This window comes from Acetobacterium sp. (assembly GCF_030652775.1).
Lineage (GTDB): Bacteria > Bacillota > Clostridia > Eubacteriales > Eubacteriaceae > Acetobacterium.
Genome location: NZ_JAUSPS010000029.1, coordinates 1 through 13,849, shown reverse-complemented (window position 1 = coordinate 13,849; position 13,849 = coordinate 1). Strand labels below are relative to the sequence as shown.

Below are 13,849 nucleotides of genomic sequence, written 5' to 3'. Positions count from 1 at the left end.
CCTTTCCTGCTATAAGTTTTTACTCTTATTAATTTTAATCAACGCAATGACCATAAAAAAAATGGTATAGACGATCAGGATGCAAAAACTGGTCAAACTGGCCGGTTCGCCATAGGAAATCTGCCTCAGCAAACCACTTGAATGGGTTAATGGTAGTATTTGCACCGCGCCCTTTAACAGTGGGGGCATATTGGCCACTGGAAAAAAGGTATTACAGATAAATGTCATCGGCAAAATCACAAAGGTTGAAAAGCGGCTGATATCTGCGTGGGTTTTTGAAACGATTGCCGCCATCACACCCAGAGCCGAAAATGCCATCCCATTAAGCAACATCACCAGAAAAAAGAGCAGGTTTACCTGAATCGGTGCTCCAAAAATAAAGGTAATGCCCAGAATCAGGCTTCCGGCATATATTCCCCTTAAACTGCCGCCAACCATCTGGCCGATGATATACTGTCCCAAAGGCGTGGGTGATGCCAACACATTATCAAAGGATTTTTCATATAGCCGCTGAACGTTTAAAGACATGCCAATCGCATTAAAGCTGGCATTCATGGTGGTTAGTGCGATAATCCCGGGAATTAAGAAAGCCATATAGGTATGACCGTCCACCATTTTGTCCATGCCCAGACCCAAACCAAAGGTCAGCAAATATAAAATGGGGCTGATCATTGCCGTCACCGTGATTTTTTGCCACTCATGTTTAAATTCGATCCATTTTTCCCATAAGACGGTTAGTATCGCCACCTAATCAATCCCCCTTCCTAAACGCTTAATAAACACATCTTCAAGGTTTGTTTCCCGCAGGGTAAAGGGATCACTTAAATTTTTAGCATAATCCAACGCCCGTTCTCTGTTTTTAAAATATTTTTGTTGAATCCCCACCGGCGTCACCACATTAATGGCAATGTTTCCCAACTGGTTAATCAGTTCTTGCGGCGGTGCTATTTCCAGAAGCTGCCCCTGATCGATCAGGGCAATTCGTTGGCAGAGCATCTGGGCTTCTTCCATATAATGGGTGGTGAGAATAAAGGTCATCCCCTGTTGATTCAAGCCACTGATCAAATCCCATATCTGCCGCCGGGAAAATGGATCAAGCCCTACAGTTGGTTCATCCAGAAGCACCAGTTCCGGTTTGGGCAACAATGCCCGACACAGCATCAGTTTTCGTTTCATCCCACCTGACAGTTCCCGAACTCTTTTTTTTCGATGTTCCATTAGCCCGCAGAATTCCAGCAAATTTTTCGAATCTTTCTTTCGTTGTTCCCGGGGCAGCTGATAAAGCCTCCCCTGATATTCCATAATTTCATCGACATCCATATCCCCGCGTAAGGTGTATTCCTGGGTTACGGTAGTGATTTTCTTTTTTATCTGCACATTATTTCGGGTTATTTCTTTTCCATCCAGCAGAATTTTTCCATCAGAAGGCAACAATAGCGTGGAAATGAGTTTGATCATGGTCGTTTTACCGGCGCCATTAGAGCCAAGCAAACCAAAGAATTCCCCTTTATTCACGATAAAATTAATATTATCCAATACCTTCTTGTTATCAAATTTTTTTTCAATCGCGATGATTTCCAGCATCTTACTCCCTTTTCAAAAGAACGCATTTTATTCTTTTACTTTTGATATTATTGTTAAACCCTATTTCAGGCATAAAAAAAAGACATGAAGAATGAAACGGTTTCCGAACCGCAAACAAGCCTTCATGACTTTGTATATACAAGTATTCATTTCTTATATTTTTACACAGATCACTATTTTTGTCAACCAAAACTACTTACTCACCATTTCTATCAATGAAAAAAGCTGAAAGGGTTTGCCCTTCCAGCTTTTCCGGCTTCTAAAAAATCGATTCGATAAGTTTTTGGGTGTATGCTTCCCGGGGATGCATAATGATCTGATCCGGAGTTCCTTCTTCCACCACCCGACCGTTATGCATAACCAGTACCCGGTCACAGACTTCCTGAACCAGAGCCAGATCGTGACAGATCATCAGCTGAGCCATTCCTGATTTTTTCTTGAATTGAGCCAGCAGCTTAACAATTTGAGCCTGAACAGTCACATCCAAAGCACTGGTTGCTTCATCACAAATCAGTAACTGGGGGTTAATGGCAATAGCTCTGGCAATCGACGCCCGCTGGCACTCGCCGCCGCTGACCTGGTAGGGATAGCGGTCGGCAAACTCCGGGCTTAATCCGCATATTTTCAGATACTCCTGAGCTCTTGTTTTAGCTTCATTTCGCGCTACCCCCTGATTGATCATACTTTCCATAATCCCCTCTCCCAGTTTAATCCGGGGATTGAAGGAATCCGCCGGCATCTGAAAGACCATTTGAATATCCCGGTAAACCGCCCGCTGGGCTTTTCCGTTAAGACCAGTGATGGTTTTTCCATTGAGCAGAATGTCTCCCTGGTCAGCCGGTTCCAAACCGGTGATCATTTTTGCCAACGTGCTTTTTCCACTGCCGCTTTCGCCAACCAGACCCAGACACTCCCCTTTTTGAACTTCAAAACTGATGTCTTCAACCGCATTGATAAGATTTTTTCCTTTTTTATATGTTTTCTTCAGATGTCGGACTTCTAAAACTGCATCCATTACTTCACCTTCTCCTGATTCGCGGGACTGCCTGTATCAATTGTCTGGTGTAGGCTTCCTGAGGATCATCAATGACATCCCGGGTATTACCATACTCAACCAGCTTTCCCTTGCACATCACTGCAACCTGATCGGCCATATGCGAAACCACCCCGATATTATGGGTAACGATGGCAATCCCAGTTCCGAATTCATCTCGTAGCGCCATCATTTCCCGCACCACCTGAGCCTGAACTGTTACATCCAGAGCCGAGGTGGGTTCGTCGGCAAAGAGCAGATCCGGTTCCAGAATCATCGCCATCACAATCCCCACCCGCTGATTCATTCCGCCGGACAGTTCAAACGGGTAACTGTCTAAAATCCGGTCACAATCTTTGAGATTAATCTTATTAAACAGGATTTCGGCCCGGCTCTTTACTGCTTCACGGTCTTTATACCCATGCTGTTCCATGGTTTCATATAGCTGATCGCCGATGGTTCTGATCGGGCACAGGGCACTGCCGCAGTTCTGAAAAATCATCCCCATTTCCGGCCCCCGCATGGTTCGGAGCTGCTCATCACCAAGTTCCAGGACATTCTGACCCTTGTAGAAGATGTCGCCCTTATTAACCGAACCGCAAGCGTCCAGCAGACCCATAGCCGCTTTGATCAAGGTGCTTTTTCCGCTGCCGGATTCCCCTACAATGCCCAGAATCTCGCCCGGGTTCATCGTCAGGCTGACATTTGTGACCATCGGTTCTCCGTCATAGGATATTTCGATATTTTGAAGTTTCAATAATGGCTGCATGTTTTCTTCCTTTTGATTGCAATTTGATTATTTATTTTAATTACTCATTGATATCCAGATCGATTTAATTATTAATTGATATCCAGGTTGGCGGTGATTTCATAATAATCCGATGGGTGAGCGGTAAATCCGGTCACGCCTTTTTTCATGACGAAGGACATTTTTAAATGGGATGCATAAATATAGGCATTGTCATTTAAAACCTGTTGGCTAATTTGAACCGCCAGATCACTGCGTTTTTCGGTATCAAATTCATTTCGGAGCTGGGCAACTAAGGTTTCGACTTTGTCGTTGTGATAATGTCCCCGGTTATAATCGGAGCCGTCAACCACATGAGTGGTAAAATAATATTGCGGGTCGCCGGTAGGTGCGGTGACAAAGGCATTGGCAAAGACATCGTAGTCGCCCGCTTTCAAGAAATCTTTATAACTGTCAGTGGCATTGACTTGAACGTCAATTCCAACTAGTTTATAGGAGGCCTGAACCGATTCGGCTAACAGCGGCAGTTCTTGTCGGGAGGTGTAGGTCAGCCATTTAATTGACAGCTTCTGGCCGTCTTTTTCCCGGATCCCGTCGCCGTCTGTATCAACCCATCCGGCTGCCTCCAACACTTTTTTAGCCCCTTCAATATCGTAGCTGGTATCTTTAACTGCATCACCACCAAAGGTAAAGTTAGCAGGGAATGGGCCAATCGCCGGGGTTCCGTTCCCCTGTAATAAAACAGTGGTAAACCCATCTTTGTCCATACTCATAGCCATGGCTTTGCGGACAGCATCATCCTTGATCGCAGCTGAATTATAATTCAAAGCTGCCTGATAGACTCGGGAGGTATTAGTGGAACTGATGGTATAGTCATCATTGCTCTGGAACAGTTCCAGGCTGGCATAGGGCAGCCCCTGAGCCGCATCAATTTCGCCGCTTTGCAGTGCCATGGTCAGGGTATCGCCATCGGTAATACTCTTCACATTAACGGTGCCCACCTTTGGTTTGCCACCCCAGTAGTCCATATTGGCTACCAGATTAATTTCTTTATCGGTGATTGTTTTGGCCACATAGGGACCAGTTCCGACCACGTTTTTATCGGCAGTAACTCCGGCTTCCATATCGATGATGCATCCATAAGGATCACATAGGTAGTTGACCAATGACGGGGACTTGATCTCCGTTGTGATCGTAATGCTTTGACCATCGGCGGTAATCGATTTGATCTGTAAATCTTTAGGGGCACGGTCATGCACAGCGATCAGGTCATCCAAACAAGCCTTGACGGCTTCGCCCGTCATTTTTTTACCGTTGGAAAATTTAACATCGTCTCTCAGATTAATTTTCACGGTATACTCATCAATCTGTTCATAGTCTTTTGCCAGCCAGGGTTCCAGTTCCATCTTTTCATTAAATTTAAATAGGGTTTCACCCACCCCATAACGCAGGGTTGACCAGCCGATATATGATTCATGGGGATTCATTCCCACATTTGAATTGCCCGTACTATAGGCCATGGTGCCATAATTAAACACCTTTTCCTCCGCACTTTTTGTGCTGCCAGCCGTTCCACAACCGGATAACATCCCGGCAACCAACACCCCTGTTAACACTAAGGTTAACACCTTGCTTTTCTTTTTCATTTTCTCCTCCAAGTAAATTTCTCTTTTTTTGTTTTGGGATCCAGCACATCTCTAACTGTATCCCCCAGTAAGTTAAATAACATTACTGCTATAAAAATAGCACAACCTGGTGCTAGAATTACCCATGGTGCGGTCTGTAACATACTCCGTCCATCACTCATCATTGATCCCCATTCGGCAATGGGCGGCATGGCTCCCAGCCCTAAAAAGGATAAGCCGGCCAGCTCCATCATCATGGTACCAATATCCAGGGTCGCAGTAACCAGAATCGGGCCGGTTATATTGGGCAGAATATGCTTAAAGACAATTTTTGTGGGTCGAGAACCACTGAGTTTGGCCGCGGATATATAGGGCATATTTTTAATGGCTAAAACCTGCCCTCTGGCCAGCCTGGCAAACTTTGGCCAGGAAATACAGGCCAGTGCCACCACCGCATTGATGATGCCGCCGCCTAAAACACCGGCCACAGCAATGGCAAAAACCATACCGGGAAAGGCCAGAAAAATATCGGATACCCGCATGATGAATGAATCAATTTTGCCGCCCTTATAACCGCAAAATAACCCCACCAGGGTACCAAAAGTGGTGATCACCCCCACCAGCAGCAAGGCTGAGTAAATGGTGGTTTGGCCGCCCATAATCACCCGGGATAACATATCCCGACCATAGCGGTCGGTTCCAAAAGGATGCGCCTGACTGGGTGCCTGTAATGCAATTGTCAGATCCTGAGCGTAAGGATCGTATGGTACCAGCTGTGCTGCAAACGCAGCTATAAAAAGCAGCAATATCACCAGAGCCATAAAAATAACTAACTTGATCATAATCCGGTCTTGCTGTTTTTTATGGGCTCTGATCTTAATTGTCGTCGCTTTAACGGTTGTCAATTCCATGTCTATGCCTCCTGTTCCAGTCGAATTCGGGGATCAAGATAATGATACATCAGATCGGTAATCAGGTTGACCAGCACATAAATAAGTGCCATCCAGATCACATAGGCCTGAATCATCGGGTAGTCCCGCATCATAATCGAATCCACTGCCAGTTTACCCACGCCATCCCACATGAAAATCGATTCAACAATGGCAGTCCCCCCCAACAGTGATCCAATCGATAGCGCCAGCAGGGTGATAATCGTCAGCATTGACGATTTTAGCACACTGGCATAAAGCACCACCGGCTCCTTTACCCCTCTGGCCCGGGCTCCCAGAACATAATCTTTATCCAGTTCTTCTAACACTGTGGTGCGAACCTGTCTGGTATATTTGGACGCCATGGCGAACGCCAGCGTCAGCGTCGGCAGGACAATGCTCTTCCAGCCGCCGCTCCCCATCACCGGAAACAGTTTGAGTTTTAAGGCAAAAAAATAAATAAGCAGCAGTGAAACAAAGAAACCAGGCAGGGAATTTCCAATAAAACTGAAAAAACGAATCAGGTAGTCGGTGAATCGATTGTGGCGGACTGCCGCTAAAATTCCAAAGGGGATGGAAATCAGAACGGTAAGCAGAATCGAAGTAAGAGTCAAGAAGATCGTTGCTGGTAGTTTTGAAACAAAGGTATCGAAGACCGGTTTATTAGAAATATAGGAAACCCCCATATCCCCGGTGACCACACCGCCCAGCCAGGTCGTATATTGAATTAAAAAAGGCTTGTCCAATCCCAGCTCTTCCCGTTTTTCTGCTTTGACAGCTTCGGACACGCCCCCGCTATTGTCATATAGCGCATCCACCGCATCTCCCGCAGCAGTCTGCATCAGGGTGAATGATAAAAGCGTAATCCCCAGAATGATGGGAATCAACTGAAACAAACGTTTCCCGATATATTTTTTCATTTTCTGTTATACCTTTCTTGCATAGCTGATGTTTTCTCTTTCTATTTATTAATCCCGCCCTTCATAAAAAGATCACGGATCATTTTTTTAGTCTTATATAAATTGGCTTAAAAAAACTCCTTATCTCGAAAAAGATAAGGAGTCATCGGCACAATAAGGCAGAATTCACCATTATAAGCGTTTAACATCCATCTACCTATCCTTCTCGTAGGTCAACAACGAATCTCATTATAAGCAGGTCTTCTGGCTTGCGGGTCATCATCTTGATTTCGCCTTCCCAGTATCTATACGGATACCAGTGACATCATGAAATCAGACTCCTCGCTTACAGCTGCGGGACAGCATGGGATTTCAACCCATTTTCCTATTCTCTATTGAATTTCTATTCAACAGCACTCATAACAACTTATTCAATTTTCTTATACGACATTATTTCAATAAAATCGTGATACTTATTTAAAATATGATTAATTTCTTACGGTTATTCATACCTTCTGTTTGCTATTCTAACATTGAAGTTTTTGCTTTACAACCCCCCGCAGGGGTCTTTAGCTATTCCAATTTTGCATACTTAAACATTCCTTCAGCTTATTGGGATTTCCTTGTCTTTGCTTTTACGACTCCAGATTGCTGATGATGAATTCAATAAATTTGTTTCCCCAGTTACTGAGATCTTCATTGGATCTTTTAATATAGCCAAACATCACCATATTTTCCTTTTCATACAGGGGTATCCCATTGAGTTCTTTTTCATCAATCTGATCGGTGATATATCCACTGCTGATATTGGCAAGATCGGTGGTTTGTAGCAACTGCTGCATCACGCAGTCACTGTTGGTTACCACAACACTTTCTAGTGTGGGCACATCCTTTCCCTGGGGATTAGTTATTTTCCAGTAGTTATTGAGATCAAATTCGTCCTCATAACACTGAACTAGTTTCAGTTTTTTTAATTCCTCTTCACTGATTTCTTTAGCCGTATAAAGCGGATGTTCTTGTCCAATATAAAGTACCACCTGGGTTTTTTTGAGTTCGACAAATTCCAGATGATTTCGGGATAATACGTATTGAAAGGCGGTATTCTGATTGCTCATCACATAGACAAAGCCGATTTCGTCCTGGTAACTAGCCACCCGTTTAATAATATCCTCCACCGAAGCGGAATACAGTTGAAAATGAAGTCTCTCCACATGAAAATGATTGTAAAAATCCGCAAAAACATTGGCTATCCAGGAACTGGGATTACTGGAGATCTGCAATTGTTCAATGCGATCTGTTTGTGAAAAAGAAGACAACATTTCAATGTTTTCAATGGCTTTGCAGGCATACTCATAGACGTGCTTACCCCTAGTGGAAAGCAAAATTCCGCGGCTTTTCCGGTGAAATAGATCAAAGCCCAGATGCTCTTCCAGGGCTTTAATGGCTTTACTGACGTTGGGTTGAGTGGTATATAATATTTCTGCCGCCTTACTAAAAGAACCCACATCGGCACAAACAACAAAATATTTTAATTGTTTTAATTCAATCATATCACAAACCTTCTTAAATCGATTGTCTTTCATCGTCTGGTTACTTCTCTTTCTAATGCTAAACAACTGGTTGTCCGATGGTTACACTAACACGTTAGCGCTAGCGCTAGCCTATGTATAAGTATACTGATTTGTCTTACTGATTTATCTTATCTAAACCGCTACTTTTCCATAAGTGATCAGGATATCATTTTCAATGACACAAAGAGAGCTAACCTGATAAAGCACCACACCATCGTACTCCGCTTCACTAATCGCCAGAACGTTGCCGAAATAATCTTTGATCACACCCAGAGTCGCGCCCTTTTTTACAAATTCGCCCGGTTTCTGATTGGGATACCAACAACCGGTTACCCGTGCTGTTTCATAAATAACATCGACCACATCAACTGGCTTTTGGGCACTCTGATTAACCGCCCCATTTAATACTTTTAATGATCTCAGAACGTTTTTAACATCCGCCTTATAAAGATGAATTTCTGCTTTAGACCAACGCGCTTCGCCGCCCCGCTCAATCAAAATACCGGGAATCCCACAGGAACCGGCATAATTATAGGCGCCCCCAGTTGCCGTAAATGACTTGACCATATAGGGAACATTGATTTTTTCGGCCATGGCTTTTGATTGTTCCACCACCGCCGCCGCTGCGGCGCCCACATAATAAACATAAGGGGTCAATGTTTCGAAACCGTCCCCGGCATGGAGATCAATATAATAATCCGTCTGGCTCAAAAAGGCGGTTACAATAAAATGGGCGATTTTATCGCCCATCGTGCCATTGGCGTTACCAGGGAAAAGTCGGTTAAGATTTTTTCCATCTTCGGCAACTGCACTCATGGTGCGGTTTTCAAATCCGCTGATATTAACCGGATGGATCAGAATCAGACATCCGTTTACTTCATCCGGCTGTAATTCGGCGGCGAGTTCGATGGCCGTTTGAATCCCGGTGTACTCGGCATTATGAATACCACTGGTAATTAAGACTGTTTTTCCGACCTTTTCTCCATTAATGATAGTAACTGGCAGGCTTAGATCTGTTTGGGGAACCGGGATATAAGCACTTGTTTTATGCCCTTTTTCGACGCTTAAATTTTCGATTTTTATTTTCACTGTTATGCTCCTTACTATTCTTTGATTTTATTATTTCATAAACCGGTCGATGGCCTTGTTTAATTCCTCGATGGCCTGATCATCGCCTTCACGTACAGCACTGACAATGCAGTTTTCAATATGATCCTGGAGAATGATCTTACCGGTGTTATTAATGGCCGCCTTAACCGCTGCAAGTTGGATCAGCACTTCGGAACAGTCTCGCCCGGATTCAACCATCTTGCGAACCGATTCCAGATGGCCAATCGCTTTTGACAGACGGTTGATAACAGCTTTTGAATGGCTATGGGTATGGGGTTTTTGATCATGATCTGTCGTACTAATTTCTGGTGTGCTATCTTTTGCATGGGTGTGATTCTTAACCTGACTCATGCTTCCTCCTTAAGAATGTTTTCTGTTTATTTTGGGGTAATACATCATCGCAATTTACTGCAGTTAATATTTATTCAACTTTGTTACACAGTATAATTATTTTATAATAAAAAAAAGCATGAGAAACCAAACCGATCTTCTGATCGCACTTGGTCTTCATGACCTCATTCGTTCTATATTTTCATTTCTATGTTTGCGTCATTTTCTCATAAGCCTTGCTTCCTGTCAATTAAATTATCGGGATAGCCTTTCTGCCATTTGCTTATTATTCTTAGAGAATTTTATAATTCCAAATGCCGGTTCAAGCTCAACAAAGCGAAAATACTGTTTTAGTTTTTCATCAATGAGTCGCAGACACAAATCGCCCATATCCATCATCCCAATAATGTAGAGATTCTCCGGTATCCATAAATTCCGATCCCGCTTCGGTTTGTTTTTAGAATCCCTTGGCACCATCTTATCTCTTTTGAACAAGAGCAATAAGTCAACCAGAATGGTATTTAGATTTTCACGGTTTATTTCATCGATAATGAAATAGTAGTCGTTCCGATGATCAGTGATTGCTTTTTGACAAAATGCCATAAAACCAGATTCATCCAGCAAGGAGTCACACTTTTGATATCTGGGGATATTGTTTGAATTTTTTACGCAATCGCCACCCACTTGATTATGACTCAGCTTAAATAGTAGCACCCGTTCTTCATCTTTTTCTTGTAGTAGCGAATACGCCAGTCTTTTTGCCATAAACTTTTTACCAGCCCCTGGCACTCTTTTTATTATTAAACGTTTCTCTTCTTTAAGAGCGCTGCAAATCTCATCATATTTTTCCCCTTCCATCAATGTTTCAGCCAGAAACATATCTTTTGAGTAAGCTTGAACGGGTTTTTTTGACATTTCCCGAAGACCCCAAACCTCACTGGCGAATGATTTCCGGTAGAATAAATCATCACCATTAGCAAAGGATTTGGAATCGCTGCTTTGTTTTTGCAGAGTAAAGCGGATTTCTGCCCGCCAGTTGGGATTTTTTTCGATATCTTTTATTTTTTTTCTTTTGCGTATTTCTTCCTGGATGTAGGAGAGATGAGCTTCTCCATCCAACTGTTTTAAAACTGTGATAATTTCCTCCGTGTAGGTAACGTCTTTCATAAAACGCTTTTTCCAATAGGGTTCATTCCGGAAACGATTAATATCCTGAGGCATATTATTAAAGGTAAAATCAATGAGCTCTTTGGACATCCAATTCTTGGGGTTTGGTTTAATTTTCCAGATGCTTCTGATAAATGTAAAAAAGTACCACTCTTTTAATCTCTCAACCTTAGTCCAGTTAACCGCTATTTTTTTGCCATCATAATAATTTCTGGTCACGATCCCAATGGCCTTAATCTCCATGACTGAAACAATTTTTCCATTGGTATTGAAAGGGACTTTGTTTTTTTTGTTGTGGGTCGCTTTTAAGGCAATCCGATCGCCAATCTTAATCTCTTTGATCAGATCCCCGGATTTTTCCGAATAATAGTTTTCCCAAAAACCTTCTCTGATAAAACGTGATGTTTGTTCTTCGCCACCGTCATAACATACACTTACGAACCAGCTTGGTCTGTTATCCATCATTTCTCCTTTGTCGTTTTTGTAATCCTCGGTACATCAATTTAAATTTCAGGTTTAACTAAAAAAGTGAGGTAGAATTCTCTTCAGAGAATAACTACCTCACTGGCTTATTGTTTATTTTGTCTTTTAAATCCAATTCTACATAATTTACTTTTCAGCAAAAATCATAAACATTGGGGTGGAACCATAATTAACCTGTTCCTCTTTGTTCCACACCAACTCGCCAATTTCCTGCTCAACCAGCACCTTTTTAAAACCGGTATTGATCAGCACTGCGGTATCCCATTGGGGTCGCATGGTGCGGCTCAACGGCAGATTTTTGGCAATTTCTTCCATCGCCGTGGCATCGGTATGAATATAGTGATCATTGACACCCTCTTCCTTTGAGTTAATCCGATCTTGAAAATATTCCTCTCTTTTTTCTTCATCGAAGAGATGGAGATACCAGTTCGCATCAAAGTTCAGCATCCGTCCACCTGGTGCCAACACCCGATGCCATTCTCGATAGGCATCGTCCGGACGTTCCAGATTCCAGGTCAGGTTCCGGGTGATAATCAGATCGAAGCTATTGTCTTCAAAGCTAAGTTGATGGGCATCCATCTGCATGAAGTTAATTTGGGTCTGGTAATGACCAGCATTTTGTTTAGCCTTATGGAGCATGGCATCAGTATAATCCACCGCCGTCACATCATAACCGCAGGATGCCATGGTAATGGCAAAGAAACCCGGGCCGGTGCCAATATCCAAAACTTTCAGTTTACGACCAATTACCACTGGTTTATGACGATTGATCAGCTCTTTCCAGACATCCATTTTATAACTATTCAGCTCTGCCACATTGACCTCAGAATAACCTTCTGAGCGTTTATCCCAATATTGTTCCACTTTTTCCAGAATGTTTTCCATTATTTTTCCTCTTCTCATCTGTTACAATTAAAAAAAGCCACAAAGAAATAAGCTGATCTTCTGATCCGATTAAGTCTTCATGACTTTGTTATCTACTGTATTCTTTTTTAGTGTTCTTTTTGTTATTCTCTCATAATCAATGGCGCATGTCAACCGAAATCGATGAACAACGCAATCATCCTTTACGCGTCATCGTCAATTTTTTATGGCTCCTATCACTAATTAATTGCTATTTAATCCCCCATAGCATAAACATTGGCTGATATTTATAGAGCTTAAATCGTTGTTCATTATATACGTCTTTTGAAACATCTTGCCAGCCAAAATCCTTAAACTCAAGCTGATTCAGGATTTCTAAATCCCAATCTGGTCTTTTTTTATCCGCCAGGGGAAGATTGACTCTAAACCCGCGTGCTTTTTCGTAATCTTCAAAACTAACCTTGGGTTTACCATACAAATCAATATATTCTTTTCTATTTGCTTCGATTATAGTTTTAAGTGCCTCATCTCTGATATCTGCCAAATAGTCAGCATCAAATACGATCAGCTTTCCTTCTGGTTTTAACACCTTATGCCAATTACAATAAGCACTTAAAGGCTGATCCAGGGTCCATACCACATTTCGGCTGATAATGAGATCAAAGGTGTTTTCTGGAAACGTCAACTTCTGACTATCCATTTGCAAAAACAACGGTGCTACGCCTTCTTTATCCGCATTATTTTTGGCAAAATAGACCATCTCCTGGGTAACATCAATCCCTACAACCTGGTGTCCCAATTTTGATAAAATAATTGCAAAAAATCCGGGACCGGTGCCAACATCCAGTATTCTAAGCGGCTTCTCGCTTTTTGGCAACAGCTTTTTTAGCATCTTTGTCCAGAGAACCGCGTCATCTTTTATCAATTCATCATTAATAATGTCGCTATAGCCCTCTGCTGATATCTGCCAGCCTTCAACAACTCTTTCGTGTAATTCCATTTTTACCTCCATTCGTTACATTGACATACCGGAACAATATTGGTATAGCCATCACTGGTTCTAAATATTTCTGTTCTCATTTTATAAACATTCTTGAGTAATTCAATGGTCAGCACTTCTTCCGGTGTCCCTTGTTTGTAAACACTTCCTTCATCCAGTACAATCACACTATCCGCAAACCGTGACACTAAATTCAATTGATGCAAGGTAGTAATGGTTGTAAAACTTTCACTTACGGTCAAGTTCTTAATCATTTCAAGCATTTCAAACTGATAATATAAGTCAAGACTACTGGTTGGTTCATCCAAGATTAAAATTTCTGGTTCAGAAGCCAGGGCTTGAGCAATAAAAACACGTTGTCTTTGTCCGCCGCTGAGCTCGCCAATTCTACGGGAGCTCAATTTTCTGATATCCAGGCGTTCTAAGATGCCTTCGACTTTTTCTATCTCCTCATCAGAAACCCGATAATACAGATTTCCGATTCTGACCAAAAGCTCGACTTCAAA

The 13,849-nt window shown here is 42.5% G+C and carries 14 protein-coding genes and 1 riboswitch; all 14 genes read right to left on the bottom strand.

Translation table 11 applies throughout. The annotated features are described in order from the left end of the window. Nucleotides 1–9 precede the first annotated feature (9 nt). On the bottom strand, nucleotides 10–747 hold the full coding sequence (locus Q7J41_RS04845) for an ABC transporter permease (protein ID WP_304885769.1): 738 nt from the start codon (nucleotides 745–747) through the stop codon (nucleotides 10–12). Then, entirely contained in the window at nucleotides 748–1,584 is an 837-nt protein-coding gene (locus Q7J41_RS04840) for an ABC transporter ATP-binding protein (RefSeq protein WP_304885767.1), read from the bottom strand. It lies immediately after the preceding gene. Nucleotides 1,585–1,843: 259 nt separating this feature from the next. Continuing rightward, a complete protein-coding gene (locus Q7J41_RS04835) occupies nucleotides 1,844–2,599 on the bottom strand; it encodes an ABC transporter ATP-binding protein (RefSeq protein ID WP_304885764.1) in 756 nt (251 codons plus the stop codon). A gap of 4 nt (nucleotides 2,600–2,603) precedes the next feature. After that, nucleotides 2,604–3,386: an ABC transporter ATP-binding protein gene (locus Q7J41_RS04830; RefSeq protein WP_304885762.1), complete on the bottom strand. Its 783-nt coding sequence runs from the start codon at nucleotides 3,384–3,386 to the stop codon at nucleotides 2,604–2,606. Nucleotides 3,387–3,457: 71 nt separating this feature from the next. Next, nucleotides 3,458–5,011, bottom strand: a complete 1,554-nt coding sequence (locus tag Q7J41_RS04825) for an ABC transporter substrate-binding protein (protein WP_304885760.1) — start codon at nucleotides 5,009–5,011, stop codon at nucleotides 3,458–3,460. Beyond that, the gene (gene nikC, locus Q7J41_RS04820; protein ID WP_304885758.1) at nucleotides 5,008–5,901 is read right to left on the bottom strand and encodes a nickel transporter permease; all 894 of its coding nucleotides are present in this window, start codon (nucleotides 5,899–5,901) and stop codon (nucleotides 5,008–5,010) included. The genes Q7J41_RS04825 and nikC overlap by 4 nt, the downstream gene beginning before the upstream one ends. 2 nt (nucleotides 5,902–5,903) lie before the next feature. Beyond that, entirely contained in the window at nucleotides 5,904–6,839 is a 936-nt protein-coding gene (gene nikB, locus Q7J41_RS04815) for a nickel ABC transporter permease (RefSeq protein ID WP_304885756.1), read from the bottom strand. A gap of 215 nt (nucleotides 6,840–7,054) precedes the next feature. Then, nucleotides 7,055–7,254, bottom strand: a riboswitch (cobalamin riboswitch). Between the two features lie 199 nt (nucleotides 7,255–7,453). Further along, nucleotides 7,454–8,368, bottom strand: coding sequence for a LysR family transcriptional regulator (locus tag Q7J41_RS04810; RefSeq protein ID WP_304885754.1), 915 nt, complete (start codon nucleotides 8,366–8,368; stop codon nucleotides 7,454–7,456). Between the two features lie 153 nt (nucleotides 8,369–8,521). Next, a complete protein-coding gene (locus Q7J41_RS04805) occupies nucleotides 8,522–9,478 on the bottom strand; it encodes a M14 family metallopeptidase (RefSeq protein ID WP_304885753.1) in 957 nt (318 codons plus the stop codon). A 30-nt stretch (nucleotides 9,479–9,508) separates the two neighbouring features. Then, entirely contained in the window at nucleotides 9,509–9,850 is a 342-nt protein-coding gene (locus tag Q7J41_RS04800) for a metal-sensing transcriptional repressor (RefSeq protein ID WP_304885751.1), read from the bottom strand. Between the two features lie 234 nt (nucleotides 9,851–10,084). Next, nucleotides 10,085–11,461 (bottom strand): hypothetical protein, encoded by a 1,377-nt coding sequence (locus Q7J41_RS04795; protein WP_304885749.1) that lies wholly within the window; start codon nucleotides 11,459–11,461, stop codon nucleotides 10,085–10,087. Nucleotides 11,462–11,605: 144 nt separating this feature from the next. Further along, a complete protein-coding gene (locus Q7J41_RS04790) occupies nucleotides 11,606–12,364 on the bottom strand; it encodes a class I SAM-dependent methyltransferase (RefSeq protein ID WP_304885747.1) in 759 nt (252 codons plus the stop codon). Nucleotides 12,365–12,593: 229 nt separating this feature from the next. Beyond that, nucleotides 12,594–13,343 (bottom strand): class I SAM-dependent methyltransferase, encoded by a 750-nt coding sequence (locus tag Q7J41_RS04785; RefSeq protein WP_304885744.1) that lies wholly within the window; start codon nucleotides 13,341–13,343, stop codon nucleotides 12,594–12,596. 2 nt (nucleotides 13,344–13,345) lie between these two features. Then, nucleotides 13,346–13,849, bottom strand: a 504-nt coding sequence (locus Q7J41_RS04780; protein WP_304885742.1) for an ABC transporter ATP-binding protein, incomplete at its 5' end; no start/stop codon positions are given.

Coding starts and splice junctions, on each gene's coding strand:
- Q7J41_RS04840 (WP_304885767.1), bottom strand. CDS start 1,584: ATGCTGGAAATCATCGCGATTGAAAAAAAATTTGATAACAAGAAGGTA.
- Q7J41_RS04835 (WP_304885764.1), bottom strand. CDS start 2,599: ATGGATGCAGTTTTAGAAGTCCGACATCTGAAGAAAACATATAAAAAA.
- Q7J41_RS04830 (WP_304885762.1), bottom strand. CDS start 3,386: ATGCAGCCATTATTGAAACTTCAAAATATCGAAATATCCTATGACGGA.
- Q7J41_RS04825 (WP_304885760.1), bottom strand. CDS start 5,011: ATGAAAAAGAAAAGCAAGGTGTTAACCTTAGTGTTAACAGGGGTGTTG.
- nikC (WP_304885758.1), bottom strand. CDS start 5,901: ATGGAATTGACAACCGTTAAAGCGACGACAATTAAGATCAGAGCCCAT.
- nikB (WP_304885756.1), bottom strand. CDS start 6,839: ATGAAAAAATATATCGGGAAACGTTTGTTTCAGTTGATTCCCATCATT.
- Q7J41_RS04810 (WP_304885754.1), bottom strand. CDS start 8,368: ATGATTGAATTAAAACAATTAAAATATTTTGTTGTTTGTGCCGATGTG.
- Q7J41_RS04800 (WP_304885751.1), bottom strand. CDS start 9,850: ATGAGTCAGGTTAAGAATCACACCCATGCAAAAGATAGCACACCAGAA.
- Q7J41_RS04795 (WP_304885749.1), bottom strand. CDS start 11,461: ATGATGGATAACAGACCAAGCTGGTTCGTAAGTGTATGTTATGACGGT.
- Q7J41_RS04790 (WP_304885747.1), bottom strand. CDS start 12,364: ATGGAAAACATTCTGGAAAAAGTGGAACAATATTGGGATAAACGCTCA.
- Q7J41_RS04785 (WP_304885744.1), bottom strand. CDS start 13,343: ATGGAATTACACGAAAGAGTTGTTGAAGGCTGGCAGATATCAGCAGAG.